The sequence below is a fragment of the Pyxidicoccus caerfyrddinensis genome (genome assembly GCF_010894405.1).
In the GTDB taxonomy this organism is placed as follows: Bacteria; Myxococcota; Myxococcia; order Myxococcales; family Myxococcaceae; genus Myxococcus; species Myxococcus caerfyrddinensis.
Genome location: NZ_JAAIYA010000030.1, coordinates 18,892 through 36,086, shown reverse-complemented (window position 1 = coordinate 36,086; position 17,195 = coordinate 18,892). Strand labels below are relative to the sequence as shown.

Here is a 17,195-nt window from a genome sequence, read left to right as displayed (position 1 = left end):
TTCCAGGGAATCACCATGGCTCTATCCATCGGCATCGTCGGGCTCCCCAACGTGGGCAAGTCCACCCTGTTCAACGCGCTGTCGGCCGCGGGCGCGCAGGCGGCCAACTACCCCTTCTGCACCATTGAACCCAACGTCGGCGTGGTGCCCGTGCCGGATGACCGGCTGGACAAGCTGACGGCGCTCATCAAGCCGCTCAAGAAGGTTCCCACCTCGCTCGAGTTCGTGGACATCGCCGGCCTGGTGCGCGGCGCCTCCAAGGGCGAGGGACTGGGCAACCAGTTCCTTGGCAACATCCGCCAGGTGAACGCGGTGCTCCACGTGCTGCGCTGCTTCGAGGACGACAACGTCACCCACGTCGAGGGTGGGGTGAACCCGGTGAGGGACCGGGACGTCGTCGACACGGAGCTGTGCCTCAAGGACCTGGAGACGGTGGAGAAGCGCCGCGAGCGCACCCAGAAGAACACCAAGGTCGGCGGCAAGGCGGGCGACGAGGCGAAGGCCGAGCTCGTGCTGCTGGACCGCGTGAAGGCGGGCCTGGACGCGGGCACCACCGTGCGCGCGCAGAAGCTGACGGAAGAAGAGCGCGCCGTCATCCGCGACCTCTTCCTGCTCACCGACAAGCCGGTGCTGTACGTGGCCAACATCGGCGAGTCGGAGATTGGCAAGGAGGACTCCAACAAGCACGTGCAGGCCGTGCGGGAGATGGCGAAGCAGGAGGGTGCCGAGGTGGTGGTGCTCGCCGCCGCCATGGAGTCCGAAATCCAGCAACTCCCCGAGGAGGAGCGCGCGGGCTTCCTGGAGAGCGCGGGCCTCAAGGAGCCGGGCCTGCACAAGATAGCGCGCGAGGGCTACAAGCTGCTGGGCCTGTGGACGTACTTCACGGTGGGCGAGCAGGAGTGCCGCGCGTGGACCATCCAGAAGGGCTACAAGGCCCCGCAGGCGGCCGGCGTCATCCACTCGGACTTCGAGCGCGGCTTCATCAAGGCCGAGGTCATGCGTTGGGAGGACCTGGTGAAGCTGGGCAGTGAGTCCGCCGTGAAGGAGAAGGGCATGCTGCGCGTGGAAGGCAAGGAGTACGTCGTCCAGGACGGCGACTGCATGCACTTCCGCTTCAACGTGTAGGCCGCACTTCAGGACCGGGTCGTACCGCGCGGGCGCTTCCCACCAGGGAGCGCCCGCGATGCGTTTGGCGTTTTAGAGCCGGCCCGGTCCGCGCAGCAGGGTGAACACCCACAGGCCCACGGCCACCAGCGCGAGCGCGGTGGTGAAGAGGGCGCTGCGGCGCGCGACGGAAGAGCCGCCGGACTGGCGTGTCGCGTAGAACCACGCCCCTCCCACGCGCAGGACGAGGAAGCCGGCGAGCAGCACCGGGCCCACCACCTGCCAGCCCGCGGGCCGCGTCAGCAGCACGGCCCACGAGGCAACGAGGGAGATGTTGCCCAGCAGGGACAGCAGGGCGAGCCGGGGGTGCGTGCGTCGGGAGTCCACGGCGCGGGAGTCTCCCCGTGACGCCCCGGCCTGCCAAACCGCTTGTTTGCCAGCCGTACCGAGTTTTCACGATTTGACTGTACGGGTGTGTGTCCCGTTACCGTGTGTGCCCATCCCCCCCCGCACACCCCGTAATCCCGTCTCTGGAGAGATCCGCTTGCACATGCGAAGACGAGTTGTCGTCTCCATGGCTGTTGGTGCTGGTGTCCTGGCGTTGGCGGCTCCCGCGTCCGTACGTGCGTATCGCACGTGGGCCGAGGAGCAGCGCCGTCTGCGCTTCGAGGACTTCATGCAGCAGCCCGGCGAAGACGCACCCCCGCAGCTCAAGGCCGAAGTCGAGGAAGAGCTCTTCGAGGACTCCTACCGCGAAGAGGACATCGACGATGCCTTCGCCCGCTGGATGGCCCACAAGGCCTACTGGGGCATCCCCACCGCGCAGGGCACGGACACGCTGCTGGCCGAGGCCCGCGCCGAGTCGGAGCGCTGGGCGCACCTGATGCCGCGCGCACCGGGCCTGAAGGGGCTGGGGCAGAACGCCAACTCCTGGGTGAACCTGGGGCCCACGGACGCGAAGTTCCAATACAACGGCACGCTCTACACGCAGGTGGACTCCGGCCGCCTCACCAACATCGCGGTGGACCCGAGAGACCAGAACGTCGCGTACATCTCCACCTCCGGCGGCGGCGTGTGGAAGACGTACGACTTCTTCGCGCCGGACCCGACGTGGCACCCGGTGACGGAGACGCTGGGCAACCTGGCCGTGGGTGACATGGCCATGGACCCGCAGGACCCGGACACGCTGTACCTGGGCCTGGGGGACTTCACGGACCTGGCCGGCGGCCAGGTGGTGAAGACCACCAATGGCGGCTCGAGCTGGGGCACGCCGGTGGCGCTGTCCGGCACGTACCCGGCCGGCTCGGGCGGGCTGACGGTGCGGGCGCTGCGCGTGCGCGCCATGAAGGTGGACCCGAGCGCGCCCAACATCATCCTGGTGGGCACGGAGGCGGGCCTGTACCGCTCCACCGACTCGGGCGCGTCCTTCCAGCTGCTGGACCTGCCCAACGCCGGCACGCAGACGCCGGACACCGTGTGGACCATTGCCTATACCGGCCAGGTGGGCGGCGTGAGCCGCTGGGCCATCAGCGGGACGGCCTATGCGAGCCCCACTGCGGCGGCGCCGACGGCCTCCACGGCGGTGCAGGGCGACATCTGGGTGAGCACGAACGCGGGCCTGTCCTGGTCCTCGCGCCTGGTGGCGAACGCGCTGCCGGACTTCGACAACAACCCGGCCACGTTGACGGACGTCAACCACATCGCCCTGGCCTCGGGCACGGCACCGGAGGACCCGACGCGCACGGTGCTGTTCGCACTGACGGGCAAGCGCTCCAGCATCGCCGCGGGCGCGGGCATCTGGCGCTCCCTGGACGCGGGCAACACGTGGCAGGACGTGTCCGGCAATGGCCAGGGTGACGGCCAGATTCGCAACATGACGTTCCTGGACACCTCCCAGTGCGTGAGCGTCAACGTGCACAACGGGCAGGCCTGGTACAACTCCACCGTCGCGGTGGACCCGGGTGACGACAACCGCGTCATCCTCGGTGGCACCTACTGCGGCCTGCGCACCATCAACGGCCTGTCCAACCAGCCCATCTGGGAGGCGGTGTCGCACTGGCTGCCCACGTACACGGACGGCTCCACGACGGATGACGGCCTGCTGCCGTACGTCCACGCCGACTGGCACGTGACGCAGGTGCTGCGCACGCCCACCGGCTACATGGTGATGGCGGGCAGCGACGGTGGCCTCTTCACGTCCACCAACGTCTTCAACCCCGGCAAAATCAACCAGGAGACGGTGACGTGGCGCTTCCCCAACCGGGGCCTGGCGACGCACCTGATGTACAACGTCGCGTCGGGTGACCCGGCCACGGGCAACCAGTTCGTCGCCTTCGCGGGCCTGCAGGACAACGGCACGCGCTTCCGCGACACGGCGAGCTCCCCCACCACCTTCAACCAGGTCATCGGCGGCGACGGCATCGGCGTGGCCGCGTCCCGCGTGGGCGAGGACAGCATCTTCTGGGGCTCGGTGCAGAACAGCTCCACCCGCTGGTGCGACCCGGACGACGCGTCCACCAACGGTTGCAACCAGGGCATCGCTGGCACGTGGCGCACCCTGGCGCCGCCCACCACCGCGGCCACGGGCGGCTGCGCCGGTGATGCGGTGACGTTCCTCACCAAGGTCGTCGGCCTCCGCTCCGGCAACCGGCCGGCGGCCATCACCGGGACCACCTTCGGCGTCTTCCGCCTGGTGGGCACGCCGGTCGGCACGGACCGCCGCCAGTGGCAGCACCTGGGCGCATGCATCACCAGCAACCAGGTGCGCGCCCTGGGCGTCTCCACCACGGTGGACGGCCTCTACGGCGTCGCGGCCTCGGGCGGGCGCTTCCGCATCATGTCCGGCTGCACGCTGGACACGCCGGCCGCGTCCTGCACGTGGACGCAGACGAACCTGATGGGCGTGGACCTCAACGGCAATGGCACCGTTGAAGGCACCGAGTTCCCCACCTTCACCAGCAGCGTGGACTTCCCGCCGAACCACACCGGCATCACCCCGGGCGACATGTTCGTGGGCTCCAGCGTGGCGCCGAGCGGCACCCTCGCGCCGGGCGTGGGCCGTGTGTTCCTCACGCGCAACCGCGGCACGACGTGGCAGAACATCACCGGCGACCTGCCCGACGTGCCGGTCAACGTGGTGCGCTTCGACCTGTCGGACACCACCAACCAGACGCTCTTCGCGGGCACGGACCTGGGCGTGTACCGGACCCTCAACCAGGGGGCCACGTGGGAGCGCTACGGCGCGGGCCTGCCGCTGGTGAAGGTGACGGACATGTTCGTCGGCCGCACGGGCGGCCTGCTGCGCGTCTCCACCTTCGGCCGCGGCATGTGGGAAATCTATCCGTCCGCCACCGCCGAGCGCGGCGTGGCCGGCAACGGTGACTACGACCGCAACGGGCAGCTCGACTTCGTGGACCTGCTGGCCACGGCCAACCGTCTGGGCACCACTCCGGCCACCCAGGCGAAGCCCTACTACGACTGGAACCAGGACCTCGTCGGCACCGCCAACGCGGTGGATGAGCAGGACCTGAGCCAGCTCCTCAACCGCTACGGAGGGCGGCCGTGAACATGCGCGCGTCCTCTTCCCCTCATTCGTTCCTTCTGGAGCGCAACCACGTGTCACAGCGCATTGCTGTCGGTCTCACGCTGCTCGCGGCGCTGTTCGCCACCGCCTGCGGTGACGACCCGAAGCCCCAGCCCGCGGAGGCCACCCTGGTCTTCCGCACCCAGCCCGGCTCGGTCCGGGCGGGTGAGAAGCTCGGGGATGTCGAAGTGGCCCTCGTCGACGCCAGCGGCAACGTCCTCACCGACCGCGGTGGGACGGTGCAGCTGACGCTCACCGGTGCTCCCGAAGGTGCCCGGCTCGAAGGCGCCACCCGCGCTCCGCTGAACTATGGCGTGACGCACTTCACCAGCCTCTCCGTGGCGAAGGCGGCCGCCGGCATGAAGCTGTCGGCGCAGCTGGGCACGCAGACGGCGGCCAGCGCGGCCTTCGCCGTGCGCCCGGCTCCCGCCTCCGTGATGGCGCTCACCAGCGTCCCGACGGACGTGGATGTCGGCGGGGTGCTCGCTCCGGTGGCCGTCAGCCTGCACGACGCCTACGGCAACGTCCCCGAGGAAGTGTCCACGGTGACGGTGGCGCTGGAGGGCGGCACCGCGGGTGCCACGCTGTCCGGCAACACCAGCGCGCAGACGGTGGCCGGCGTGGCCACCTTCAACGAGCTGACCATCGAAGAGGACGGCCAGGGCTACGTGCTGGCCTTCTCCTCGGGCTCGCTCGGCGTGAAGTCCGCGGCCTTCAACGTGCGGCCCGGCGTGCCGGCCAGCGTGAGCTTCACCTCGCAGCCGGCGGACTCCACGGTGGCGGGCGCTGCCCTGGCGCCGGTGCGGGTGACGGTGCTCGACTCGCGCGGCAAGGTGGCGAAGAAGGCCGAGGGCAATGTCTCCCTCGAGCTGGTGGCCGCCAACGGCGCCACCCTGGGCGGCACGGCCTCCGTGGCGGTGGCCAACGGCGTGGCGACCTTCGATGCGCTGAGCGTCCAGAAGGCGGGCACGGGCTACACGCTGAAGGCCACCTTCGGCTCGCTGGCGGCGGTGGACTCCTCCGCCTTCGCCATCACCCCGGCGGCGGCGGTGCGGCTGGCCTACGTGACGGGGCCCGGTGCGGCCACGGCTGGCGTGGCCATCTCCCCGGCGGTGCAGGTGGAGTTGCTGGACGCGTACGGCAACCGCGCTGCTTCCACCGCGACGGTGGCCGTGGCGCTGAAGGCCAACCCGGGCAGCACGACGCTGCACGGCACGAGCTCGGTGGCCGCGGTGGCGGGCCTGGCGACGTTCGCTGACCTGTCCATCAACGTGGCGGCCCGGGGCTACACCCTGGAAGTCACCTCCGGACAGTTGGCGGCCGTGACGAGCGGCACGTTCGACGTGGCGCCCGCGGCGGCGGCGGCACTGGCCTTCACTGGCCAGCCGTCCAATGCGGTGGCGGGCGCGGCGCTGGCTCCGGCCGTCGAAGTCACGATTCGCGATGCGTACGGCAACACGGTGCCGTCCACGGACGAGGTGACGCTGGCGCTGGAGGGCGGCGCGGGTGCGGTGCTCGGTGGCACCGTGACCGTCGCGGCCGAGAACGGCGTGGCCCGCTTCTCCGCGGTCCATGTCCAGAAGGCCGGTACGGGCTACACGCTGAAGGCCACTTCCGGTGCACTTACGGAGGCGACGAGCAACACGTTCGTCATCACCCCGGCGGCGGCGGCGCGGCTGGCCTATGTGACAGGGCCGAGCGCGGCCACGGCCGGCGTGTCCATCTCCCCGGCGGTGCAGGTGGAGCTGCTGGACACCTACGGCAACCGGGCCGCGTCCACCGCGACGGTGGCTGTGGCGCTGGGGGCCAACCCGGGCAGCACGACGCTTCACGGCACACTCTCGGTGGCCGCGGAGGCGGGCCTCGCGACGTTCTCTGACTTGTCCATCAACGTGGCGGCGCTGGACTACACCCTGGTGGTGGCGTCCGGGCAGCTGGAGTCCGTGGCGAGTGTCACGTTCGACGTGGCGCCCGCGGCGGCGGCGGCGCTGGCCTTCACCGGTCAGCCATCCAACGCGGTGGCGGGTGAGGCGCTGGCTCCGGCCGTCGAAGTCACCATCCGTGATGCGTTCGGCAACACGGTGTCGTCCACGGACGAAGTGACGCTGGCGTTGGAGGGCGGCGCAAGTGCGGTGCTCGGTGGCACCGTGGCCGTCGCGGCCCAGAACGGCGTGGCCCGCTTCTCCGCGGTCCATGTCCAGAAGGCCGGCACGGGCTACACGCTGAAGGCCACTTCCGGCTCGCTCACGGAGGCGACGAGCAGCACGTTCGCCATCTCCGCGGCGGACCCGGCGAAGCTGGTCGTCTCCCGCGAGCCGTCCAACGGCACCGCGGGCGCGGCACTGAACCCGGGCATGCGCGTGTCCATCCTGGACGCGTTCGACAACCTCACGGCCTCCACGGCGAGCGTCACGGTGGCGCTGGCGACCAACCCGGCGGGCGGTGTGCTGCTGGGGACGGTGACGGAGTCGGCCGTGGCGGGCGTGGCCACCTTCGGCGCGGTGCGCCTGGAGAAGGCGGGCACGGGCTACTCGCTGCGCGCCACGGCGGACGGGCTCACCGACGCGACGAGCACCTCGTTCGACATCGCTCCGGCGGCGGCGGCCTCGTTGGTCTACCGCAGCCAGCCCACGAATGGCGTCGCGGGCCAGGCCCTGGCCGCTATCGAGGTGGAGCTGTTCGACGCATACGGCAACCTGACGAACTCCACTGCCACGGTGAACCTGTCGCTGGGCGCCAACCCCGGCGGCGGTACGCTGGGCGGCAGCGTGTCGCAAGCTGCGGTGGCGGGCGTGGCTCGCTTCACGTCGGTCAACATCCAGAAGGCGGCGGCGGGCTACACGCTGCGCGCCACGTCGGGCTCGCTGCCGGCGGCGGTGAGCAGCACGTTCGACATCGTCCCCGCGGCTCCGGCCTCGCTGGCCTTCCTCCAGCAGCCGAGCAACATCGCGGCGGGTGAGCCCATCACCCCCGCGGTGCAGGTGGCGGCCTCGGATGCGTTCGGCAATCGGGCCACCAACGCCTCCGGCAACGTGGGCCTCGCGCTGGGCGCCAACCCGGGTGGGGGCGCGCTGACGGGCGGCACGTCGGTGGGGCTCTCCAACGGCGTGGCGACCTTCGCGAACCTGTCCGTCACCCAGGCGGGCACCGGCTACACGCTGTCGGCGACCCTGGGCTCCGTGCCCGCGGCGACGAGCAACACGTTCAACGTGGCGTCGGCGGTGGCGAGCCTCGCGTTCCTGACGAACCCGGGGAGCGTCGTGGCGGGCGACGACTTCGGCCCCGTGCAGGTGGAGCTCCGTGATTCGCTGGGCAACCGGGCGTCCTCGAGCGCCACGGTGACGCTGCGACTGGCCAACAACCCGACGGGGGCCTCGCTGTCGGGCACGGTGTCGCGCAACGCGGTCAACGGCCTGGTGCAGTTCACCGGCCTGGGCGTGCGCAAGGCGGGCACGGGCTACACGCTGGAGGCGGCCACCGGCAGCCTGACGGCGGTCAGCACCGCGTTCAACGTGACGGCCGGGGCCATGGCCCAGCTGGGGGTGACGACGCAGCCTCCGGCGACGGTGGTGGCCGGTGCACCCATGAGCACCATCATCGTGGAAGCGCAGGACGCGTACGGCAACCGGGTGTCGAGCTTCGGCTCGGCGGGTGAGACGGTGTCGGCCGCGGTGGACCCCGACAACAACCCGAACGGCGCGTCGGTGGGCGGCAATCGCGAGGTGGGCCTCGTCAACGGCGTGGCCACCTTCCCCGGGCTGTCGCTGGACAAGGTGGGCGACACGGAGATGGTGTTCGTGGCGTACAACGCTGCGTTCACCGAGCTGTACGTCGTCTACTCACGGCCCGTCACCGTCACTCCGGCGGCGGCGTCCGCGATTGCCTTCGCTCCGGTGGCGGCGACGACGCCGGCGGGCTCGGCGATGGGCCCGGCGGTGCAGGTGTTGGTGACGGACCGGTTCGGCAACGCGACGAGCGGCAGCGGTGACGTGACGCTGGCGCTGGGTGCGAATCCTGGCGGTGACACGCTGCGCGGCACGCTGACGGCGGCGGTGTCGGGTGGCGTGGCGACCTTCCCGGACCTGGTGCTGCAGAAGGCCGGGCAGGGCTACACGCTGAAGGCCCGGCTGGGGGCGCTGACGCCCGCGACGAGCGCTCCGTTCGCCATCGTCGGCGGCGCGCCCACGCGCGTGGAGTTCTCCGCGCAGCCGCGCTCGACGCCCAACGGGCTGCCGCTGAACGCGGTGGCGGTGCGCCTGGTGGATGCGTTCGGCAACACGGCGACGTCGCAGGCTTCTGTCTCGCTGGCGCTGGGCAACGCGAATGGCGCGGTGCTCGGTGGCACGGTGACGGTGGCGGCGCAGTCCGGTGTGGCGCGCTTCACGGACCTCACGGTGGACCGCTCCGGCCAGGGCTACGTGCTGGCGGCGTCGGCGGCTTCGCTGGTGGGCGCCGATTCCAGCGCGTTCGACGTGTACGGCGCGACGCTGGCGTACACGGACCCGGCGGGTGGGCGCATCCGGCTGATGCGCAATCCGGCCTCCACGAGCACGCAGCTGGTGCTGGACGTGGTGGCCGCCGAGGACCTGAGCGGCTACGGCGTGGGCTTCAACCTGCCGATGGACGCGACGAAGGTGCGGCTGGCGGCGCAGGGTGCCATCACCGCGGGTGCCATCCTGTCGGCGGGTGCGTCGGTGCCGGCGGTGGCGGCGGTGCTGCCGGTGAGTGGTCCGATGGCGGGCGTGCTGACCAGCGGCCTCAGCCAGAAGGCCGCGGGCTCGGGCGCGGTGGCGACGGACACGGCCATTCCCACGGGCAGCGTCCTGTACCAGCTCAAGCTGGAGCTGGCGCCGGGCGCCGAGTCGGGCGTGGTGTTCGACGGTGCCAACCTGGGCGGGCGCTTCAAGGGCCTGCTGCGCAACAAGCTGGGCGATGACGTGGTCGGCAGCAGCGGCTTCGGCATCGGCCGGCTGGAGATTGCCGCCGACCCCGGCTTCCAGAAGACGGCGTCGCGGTAGCACGAAGCACGGAAGTCACCGCCTCACCGGGCACTCCCGGTGAGGCGCTTCTCGGGCCCCGCTTGGGTGGCATGCGCCATCCGGGTGGGGCCCGGGTGTTTCTAGGGGGTGCTTCTTCTGTATCCACACTCGACCAGCGGGTCGCGCTCACCTGGCGGAAGTGAGTTCGTGAGCGCTCGGCATTCGATGCCTGGTACTCCGTCGCCGCGTGGCTCGGTCGAGGGCAGGGCGTTTTGAGCAAGAATGGCTCGTTTATAGAAGTCGATGGCCTCGTAGGTCTTGCCCATTGAAACGGCAAGTTCAGCTCTCGCTGAGAGGCAGAGGACTTCTTCTGGAGCCTCAGTCAAGGCGGAATCCAGTGCCGCGAGTGCTTGTGAGGAGTTGCCTTGGGCAACATGGTAGCCGGCAAACATGTGTCCCATGTCACATCTCTGCTCTGGGGTCAGGCTTGTGGGTGCTTCACTGATCACAAGTTCTACCTCGTTTGTCGCCCACCCCTTCCAGCTCGCTTCGGTGGTTTCCTTCCGGGTATCAAACCAGAGACGTAGCCTGTACTTGCCCTGCTTGATTGCGGCTGTGGCCGACGGCGACAGCGTCACCATCAGGCGGCCCGAATGGCTGGCGTCGAGGACGAGGCTATTGCTCGGCGTCCTCACCAACTGGAAGGGCCAACTCTGGACGACTCCCTGGGTATTCCTGACGACAAGCTTGACCAGGTGAGCCCAACTTCTTGCAGTGGTGGTAATTGTGATGGGCGTTATTTTGTCTCCGGTGATTCTCGCGAGCGCCCCTTGTGAGTGTCTTACGTCAATAAAGACTACCAGTGGCCAGCCGCGGAAAAGGGGGTCTGAGATTCCGTTGACGAAGCTCAAGTCCGCTGTGGCCCGGGGTGTCTCTGCTTGCGCCACACCTTGAAAGAGCTGCAGGGTGGATATCAGAAACAAGAGGACGAGATTGTTGATGAAGGAAGGCCGCCAAAGCATGGCTTTACCGTTCTGGGAATGATGTGAGGTCTCGCCGTCAAAGTCGCTGGGGACCGACCATATCATCGGGCGCTTGCAAGGCCTCAGCCGGGCTTTGCGCCAGCTTCGGAATGGGCGCCCATTCCGGGGCGATTCGATGCCACGTAGCGGGCCCGAGGACGCAACAGGTGGCCCTGCTCGCGCTGCTCCAGCACGTGCGCCACCCAGCCCGCCGCGCGCCCCACGGCGAAGAGCGTGGCCGCGCTCCCCGGCGGCAGGCCCAGCGCGTCCGCCAGCATCACGAGCCCCAGGTCCACCGACGGCGGTGGATGCCCCGCCTCCCGCATCACCTCCTTCACCGCGCTCGCCACCCGGACGCGGGGCGCCTCCGGCCGCACCGACAGGGTCGCCTCCAGTATCGGCGGCGTCCTCGGGTCTCCATCCGGGTACAGCGTGTGGCCGAAGCCCGGCACCGACTCGCCGCGCCGCAGTCGCTCGTACACGACCTCCGCCGCGCGCTCCGGCCTGCCCACCTCCGCCAGCAGCGCCTCCACCCTGTCACACGCCCCGCCGTGCTTCGGCCCGGACAGCGTCGCCAGCGCCGCGCTCACGCACGCATACAGGTCCGCGCCCGACGACGCCGTCACCCGCGCGGTGAAGGTGGACGCGTTCAGCTCATGGTCCGCCAGCAGCACCAGCGCCCGGTTGATCAACTCCGGCGCGCGCTTCACGCCCGTGTTCCACGCCGTCGCCAGGGACGCCGCCACCGTCTCCTCCTTCAGCGCCCTCGCCACCCGGCCCGGTGCCGACGCCACGCACACCCACGCCGCCAGTTGCCGCAACAGCCGCCGCGCCCGCGCCTTCTCTCCCTCGGGTGGCGCCGCGAAGCGCACCGGGTCCCTCGCCCCCAGCAGGGGCACCAGCGCCGCCAGCGCCGCCACCGGTGGCGTGCCTTTCGGCAGCAGCCGCGTCAGCTCCGACGGCGGGAAGGCCAGCTCCGGTGCCGACCATCGTGCCGCCTGGGCCGGCAGCGTCCCCGACCACAGCAGCTCCGCCACGTCCTCGAAGCCGCGCCCCTCCACCGCCAGCGCCACCGCCGAGTGCCCCCGGTACACCAGGTCCTCTCCGCCTATCTGTGACACCGATGAGTCGATGACTGGCTCGCCCCACCGCAGCGCCCCCGAGGCCACCGCCGCGTGCCCCGCCCGCGCGTCGTGACGTGCCTTCAGCCGCTCCAGGTCCGCGCGCACATAGCGGTTCTCCTTCGTCCCCCGCTCGGGCACGCAGCGCACGAGCCCCCGGCTCACGTACGTGTAGAGCGTCGCCCGCTTCACCCCCAGCAGCGCCGCTGCCTCCGCCGCTGGCAGCAGCTCCTCCTCACGTTGATGGTCGAATCGAGATTGAGAGCGACCGCCCTTGCGCCTACTCATGTCTCACACGCCTCCACGGCGCCCATTGTCGACTCGACTGGATACGTTGTCGACACGTGCGCGCCCGTGGTCCGGGCCACCCCGGCCCGATGCGTGGAGAGGAGCCCTGTCATGCAGGTGGATTTCGGACGCACGTCTTCCGACTACGCCCGGCACCGCGCCGGCTTCCCGGACGCCTTCTTCGAGCGGCTCGCCCGCGAGGGGCTCCTGCGGCCCGGCGTGCGCGCGGTGGACGTGGGCACGGGCACCGGCACCATCGCCCGGGGACTCGCGCGCAAGGGCTGCACCGTCACCGCGCTCGACGTGTCCGCGCCCATGCTGGAGTCCGCGCGAGGGCTCGCCACCGAGGCGGGCCTGCGCATCGACTTCCACCAGGCCCCCTCCGAGCGCACCGGCCTGCCCTCGGAGTCCTATGACCTCGTCGTCGCCGGGCAGTGCTGGCACTGGTTCGACCGGCCCACGGCCGCGCGCGAGGCCGCACGGCTGCTCGTCCCGGGGGGGCGGCTCGTCATCGCCCACAACGACTGGCTGGCCCCCGCCGGCAGCGTCGTCGAGGCCACCGAGTCCCTCATCGACGCCTTCAACCCCGGCCCGCCGCCGACGTACCTCGGCTTCGGCCAGGGCATCGGCATCTACCCGCAGTGGTTCCGCGACGTCGCCGACGCGGGCTTCACCGGCCTGGAGTCCTTCACCTTCGACGTGACGGTGCCCTACACCCACGAGTCCTGGCGAGGCCGCATCCGCGCCAACGCCCGGGTGGGCGCGTCCCTTCCGGCCTCCGCGGTGGCGCGCTTCGACACCACCTTCGCGGCCCTGCTCGCCGAGCGCTTCCCGCAGGAGCCGCTGTCCATTCCCCACCGCATCTTCGCCCTGATGGCGACGCGTCCCTGAGACGCGCGTTGTCCACAGCAAGGAGCCCCTGCCATGTCCTCCCACCCGCACGTCGTCCACGAGCCGGAAGTCCCCTGGAACGAAGTCACGCAGGGCCCGACGGTGGCCTACCGCCGCAAGCAGCTCGGCGCCGCCGCGAAGGGCCGCAAGCTGGGGTGCAGCATGATGGAGTTGCCTCCCGGCAAGCATGCGTGGCCGCGCCACTTCCACACGGCCAACGAGGAGGCGTACTTCATCCTCTCCGGCACCGGACGGCTGCGCATCGGCGAGGACACCGTCGCGGTGAAGGCGGGGGACTACGTGGCGCTCCCCATCGGCCCCGAGGGCGCGCACCAGCTCGTCAACGACGGCGAGGAGCTGCTGCGCTACCTCGCGTTCTCCACGATGGTGGAGCCGGACATCACCGTGTACCCGGACTCGAAGAAGGTGGTCCTCTTCGCGGGCGCCGCCCCCGGAGGCGACAAGGCCGCGCGCACGCTGTCCGCCATCCTGCCCCTGTCGGCCGAAGTGGACTACTGGAGCGGCGAGGAGCGATAGGCTGCCGGGCCGAATGGCCTTCCCCCTCGACCTGCTCGCCCGCGAGCGACTCCTCAAGGACCGCGACGCCGCCGCCGAGGTGGTGCGGCACGAGGAGCCTCCCCACATCTCGCTGCTGCGCCTGTGCGACGCCGGCCTCCTCGAGGGTGGCCTCAGCGTGGCCTACGGCGTCCGGCCCGATGAACTGGTGGGCTCGCTCACCACCGCCATGGGCGGCGCCGCCCGCCGCTTCAAGGTGGTGGACGTGCGCGAGCGCCCCGTGCTCGAGCTGCAGGTCCTCGCCGGGGACGTCTCCGAGCGCTGGGAGGTGGAGGACCTCTCCGCCCTCGTCCACAACCTCAACAGCCTCTACCGCGACGCGCCCGACGTGCGCGCGGTGGCTGAGTTGGGAGAGTGGGAGGACGCCCTCCAGCTCTGGTGCGTCGACAAGCGCGTCCTGCCGCGCCTGCTGCGCCAGCCCTTCTTCGCACCCCGCAATGTCAGGGCCCTGACCGCCGCGAAGGAGTGATGTTCAACGCAGGACCCCGCCCTCGGTGCAATCACCCTGGAGGGCAGGAGGACGTGGTACCCCCTCGCGCGCAACTTTGCAGGTGCGGTGGAACGCAATGCGTTGCACCGAGGGGGCCGGGCATGCAAGGCGTCATCTTCCACGAGCTGCGAGGCTATGCCGAGCATCGGCTGGGGCCTCGCGGCTGGGACTCCCTGCTGGAGCAGGCGGGCCTCCCCCGGCGCATCTACCTGGCGTTCCGCGACTACCCGGATCAGGAAGTGCTCTTGCTGGTGGACACGGCGGCGCGGATGACGGGCAAGCCAAGGCAGCGCGTCCTGGAAGAGCTGGGCGAGCGGCTCGGGCCGAGCCTCCTGCGTACGTACGGCGTCCTCGTCGAGCCGCAGTGGACGGTGCTCGACATGGTGGAGCACGTGGAGCGCCTCCACCAGCAGGTGCGCCGGGACTCGCGGCTCCGCTCCCCGAGCGTCGTCTGCCAGCGCGTGCGGCGCGACCTGGTCCAGGTGTCCTACTCGTCACCCCGGAAGCTGTGTGGCCTGGGCATCGGCACCATCCGCGGGCTGGCCCGGCACCTGGGCCAGCCGGTGGTGGTGAGCGAGCGCCGGTGCATGCACCAGGGCGCCCCCACCTGCGAGCTGGAGGTCAGCCAGCTCTCCTGAAGGGGGCCCCCCGCTCGCCGTGCACCGGGGTTCTGGGGCACCATGGAGGCCCCATGCGCTTTGCTCCCCTCTTCGTGCTCGTACTCCACACGGCGTTCCCCGCGCTGGCGGAGCTGGACTCCTTCGTACAGGGGACGGGCCGGGATGGCCCCCTCTCCGTCACGCAGGCCCAGCTCGTCGTCAACTTCGCCGAGCCGGTGTCGACGGACACGCCGGCCGGGAGCAAGGTGGTGCGCGTGGCGCAGGTCGGCGGCCTGAAGGCCCAGGCCCTGGTGCTCATCCACCAGAGCAACGGCTTCCCCGCGACCACGGCCTCGGGCGGCTCCACCTCGGTGGTGCCGGGCGCGGTGGGACGCTGGGAGCTGGCACGCGTGTCGTCCGTGAGCACCGCACCCGCCCAGCTGCGGCTCACCGCGCCCCTGGTGAACAGCTACTCCGTCCCGGGCGCGCAGGTGGTGGCGGTGCCCGAGTACACCGACGTCACCGTGCCCACCGGGACCGCCATCGTCGCGCCCCCGTGGGATGGCAAGAGTGGTGGCATCGTCGCCTTCCTCGCCACGGGCACGGTGACGAACCACGGCGTCATCAGCGCGGACGGCGCGGGCTTCCGGGGTGGCGTCTTCGCCAACCACACCAACCTCAAGGGGTGTACCGGGCTGGACCTGCAGCCCGCGCAGGGAGGCTCCCTCAAGGGTGAGGGCGTGGTGGTGGGCCGCTTCGGCGTGGCCTCCGGGCGTGGCCACCTGGTCAACGGGGGTGGCGGTGGCAACTGCCACAACTCGGGCGGTGGCGGTGGCGGGCACGGCAAAGTGGGCGGCGTCGGCGGGCGCACCGCCTCGGACGCGGACAGCAGCCGGGACGAGGGCGGGCTCGGGGGGGCGGCCATGACGTACTCGCTCGTGGACCAGGCCCTCTTCGGTGCGGGCGGCGGCGCGGGGGAGGGCAACGACGACGACGGTTCTGGCGGTGGGGCGGGCGGGGGCTTCGTGCTCGTGCGGGCGAATACGGTGACGGGCACTGGCCTCTTCACCGCGAACGGCGGCTCGGTGCCCCTCACCGCGGATGGGGATGGCGCGGGCGGTGGAGGCGCGGGCGGTGCCGTCGTCGTGCGCGCCGCCGGGGGGGCGGACTGTGGTGGCGTGCAGGTGCGAGGCGGCGCGGGAGGCAGTGTGACGGACGCCATCCGCCAGTTGGGTCCGGGCGGGGGCGGCAGCGGCGGGTATGCGCTGGTGCAGGGGGCGGTGCTGGGCTGCTCGATGGACGTGACGGGTGGCGCCGCCGGGACGACGGCGTTCGACGGCACCGTGCATGGCGCGGGCGCGGGCGGCGCGGGCGTCGGCCAGCAGTACCTCGCGTCCTACAAGTCGCCGATGGTGCCCTCGGTCATCGCTCCCCCGAACGGGGCGGTGGGCGTGCCGTCCCGTCCCTCCTTCCAGGGCTCCACGGACCCGGGCGTGCGAGTCGTCGTCTTCATCGACGACGTGGAGGTCCTCCAGGTCGGTTCAGGCTCTGACGGCAAGTTCTCCGGGAGCTACCCCGGGCTGATCGACCCCCTGACCACGGGCGATCACCGGGTGACGATGGTGGCCGAGTCGCTGGGCGCGTACAGCGTGCGCTCGATCGAGACGACGTTCAGCGTCGCCGCCACGCTGGAGGACGGCGGGGTGTTGGTGCCGCCCATCCTCGTGATTCCCGCGGACGGTGAGACTGTCGGCCCCACGCCGCTGTTCGCGGGGGTGGCTCCCAACGGCCTCACGGTGGGCGTGGAGGTGGATGACGGGACGGAAATCACCATCCCCGTGGATACGTTCGGCCGCTTCCGCTACCAGGTGCCCGAGGAAAGCCCGCTGACGCCGGGTCCGCACCGCGTCACCGTCCACTCCCACACCGAGACGGGCGAGAGCGGGCCGTTCTCCCAGTACACGCGCTTCGAGGCGCTGCCCGCGGACGCGGGCTCAGGTGAGACGGACGCGGGCACGGAGGTGCCGGACGCGGGAGCCGGCGACGACGCGGGCACGGGCACATCCGACGCGGGCACGGGGACATCCGACGCGGGCGTCCGCGAGGTGCCGGTGATGGTGGTGCCCGCCGAGGGCGAGGTGGTGGACTCCACGCCGCTGTTCGCCGGCGTCGCCGCGCCCGGGGCGTCTGTCTCGCTCGCGGTGGACGGTGCCGAGGTGGCCATCGCAGTCGCCGACGCGACGGGCGCCTTCCGTCACCCGGTGCCCGCCGACCAGGCCCTGTCCGTGGGCGAGCACAGCGTCACGGCGCAGGCGCGTGGAAGCGTCACGGGAGCGGCGGCGGGGCCCGTGTCTCCGGCCACCCGCTTCCAGGTGCGCGGCCCCGCGGCGCTCGACGTGGGCTGCGGGTGCGGCGCGGCTCCGGCGGGCATGGCGGGAGTCTGGGCGCTGGTGGCACTGGCCGCCGCGGCGAGACGGCGCAGGCGGTAGTCCGCACTGGGCCCGGCGACCTGGCCCGCCCGGCCACCGGCGCGGCGCCTTCC

Annotated in this window: 11 protein-coding genes; 8 read left to right on the top strand and 3 right to left on the bottom strand. The window is 71.1% G+C overall.

The genetic code is table 11. The features are described from left to right. Nucleotides 1–15: 15 nt before the first annotated feature. Entirely contained in the window at nucleotides 16–1,125 is a 1,110-nt protein-coding gene (gene ychF, locus G4D86_RS44160; RefSeq protein ID WP_164001009.1) for a redox-regulated ATPase YchF, read from the top strand. A 72-nt stretch (nucleotides 1,126–1,197) separates the two neighbouring features. Here the strand turns inward: ychF and G4D86_RS44155 are convergent, their stop codons facing one another. After that, nucleotides 1,198–1,491 (bottom strand): hypothetical protein, encoded by a 294-nt coding sequence (locus tag G4D86_RS44155; RefSeq protein WP_164001008.1) that lies wholly within the window; start codon nucleotides 1,489–1,491, stop codon nucleotides 1,198–1,200. Nucleotides 1,492–1,654: 163 nt separating this feature from the next. Between G4D86_RS44155 and G4D86_RS44150 the strand changes: the two genes are divergently transcribed. Continuing rightward, nucleotides 1,655–4,669: a hypothetical protein gene (locus G4D86_RS44150; RefSeq protein WP_164001006.1), complete on the top strand. Its 3,015-nt coding sequence runs from the start codon at nucleotides 1,655–1,657 to the stop codon at nucleotides 4,667–4,669. 50 nt (nucleotides 4,670–4,719) lie between these two features. Then, nucleotides 4,720–9,705, top strand: coding sequence for a beta strand repeat-containing protein (locus G4D86_RS44145; RefSeq protein ID WP_164001004.1), 4,986 nt, complete (start codon nucleotides 4,720–4,722; stop codon nucleotides 9,703–9,705). Nucleotides 9,706–9,806: 101 nt separating this feature from the next. Here the strand turns inward: G4D86_RS44145 and G4D86_RS44140 are convergent, their stop codons facing one another. After that, nucleotides 9,807–10,754: a tetratricopeptide repeat protein gene (locus G4D86_RS44140; protein WP_164001002.1), complete on the bottom strand. Its 948-nt coding sequence runs from the start codon at nucleotides 10,752–10,754 to the stop codon at nucleotides 9,807–9,809. Between the two features lie 17 nt (nucleotides 10,755–10,771). After that, nucleotides 10,772–12,097 (bottom strand): citrate synthase, encoded by a 1,326-nt coding sequence (locus G4D86_RS44135; RefSeq protein WP_164001000.1) that lies wholly within the window; start codon nucleotides 12,095–12,097, stop codon nucleotides 10,772–10,774. A gap of 111 nt (nucleotides 12,098–12,208) precedes the next feature. Here G4D86_RS44135 and G4D86_RS44130 point away from each other — a divergent pair, with 111 nt between their 5' ends. The 5 genes from G4D86_RS44130 (at nucleotide 12,209) to agmC (ending at nucleotide 17,142) form a co-directional block, all read left to right on the top strand. Next, entirely contained in the window at nucleotides 12,209–12,988 is a 780-nt protein-coding gene (locus tag G4D86_RS44130; protein ID WP_164000998.1) for a class I SAM-dependent methyltransferase, read from the top strand. A gap of 33 nt (nucleotides 12,989–13,021) precedes the next feature. After that, a complete protein-coding gene (locus tag G4D86_RS44125) occupies nucleotides 13,022–13,525 on the top strand; it encodes a cupin domain-containing protein (RefSeq protein WP_164000996.1) in 504 nt (167 codons plus the stop codon). 13 nt (nucleotides 13,526–13,538) lie between these two features. Then, complete coding sequence (locus G4D86_RS44120; RefSeq protein WP_164000994.1) at nucleotides 13,539–14,033, top strand: hypothetical protein; 495 nt, start codon at nucleotides 13,539–13,541, stop codon at nucleotides 14,031–14,033. 122 nt (nucleotides 14,034–14,155) lie between these two features. Continuing rightward, the gene (locus G4D86_RS44115) at nucleotides 14,156–14,692 is read left to right on the top strand and encodes a heme NO-binding domain-containing protein (RefSeq protein ID WP_164000992.1); all 537 of its coding nucleotides are present in this window, start codon (nucleotides 14,156–14,158) and stop codon (nucleotides 14,690–14,692) included. A gap of 53 nt (nucleotides 14,693–14,745) precedes the next feature. Next, nucleotides 14,746–17,142 (top strand): adventurous gliding motility protein AgmC, encoded by a 2,397-nt coding sequence (gene agmC, locus G4D86_RS44110; RefSeq protein ID WP_164000990.1) that lies wholly within the window; start codon nucleotides 14,746–14,748, stop codon nucleotides 17,140–17,142. Nucleotides 17,143–17,195 lie beyond the last annotated feature (53 nt).

Bases quoted from the DNA above. Each gene is read 5' to 3' on its own strand.
- ychF (WP_164001009.1), top strand. From the start codon at position 16: ATGGCTCTATCCATCGGCATCGTCGGGCTCCCCAACGTGGGCAAGTCC.
- G4D86_RS44150 (WP_164001006.1), top strand. From the start codon at position 1,655: ATGCGAAGACGAGTTGTCGTCTCCATGGCTGTTGGTGCTGGTGTCCTG.
- G4D86_RS44140 (WP_164001002.1), bottom strand. From the start codon at position 10,754: ATGATATGGTCGGTCCCCAGCGACTTTGACGGCGAGACCTCACATCAT.
- G4D86_RS44135 (WP_164001000.1), bottom strand. From the start codon at position 12,097: ATGAGTAGGCGCAAGGGCGGTCGCTCTCAATCTCGATTCGACCATCAA.
- G4D86_RS44130 (WP_164000998.1), top strand. From the start codon at position 12,209: ATGCAGGTGGATTTCGGACGCACGTCTTCCGACTACGCCCGGCACCGC.
- G4D86_RS44125 (WP_164000996.1), top strand. From the start codon at position 13,022: ATGTCCTCCCACCCGCACGTCGTCCACGAGCCGGAAGTCCCCTGGAAC.
- G4D86_RS44120 (WP_164000994.1), top strand. From the start codon at position 13,539: ATGGCCTTCCCCCTCGACCTGCTCGCCCGCGAGCGACTCCTCAAGGAC.
- G4D86_RS44115 (WP_164000992.1), top strand. From the start codon at position 14,156: ATGCAAGGCGTCATCTTCCACGAGCTGCGAGGCTATGCCGAGCATCGG.
- agmC (WP_164000990.1), top strand. From the start codon at position 14,746: ATGCGCTTTGCTCCCCTCTTCGTGCTCGTACTCCACACGGCGTTCCCC.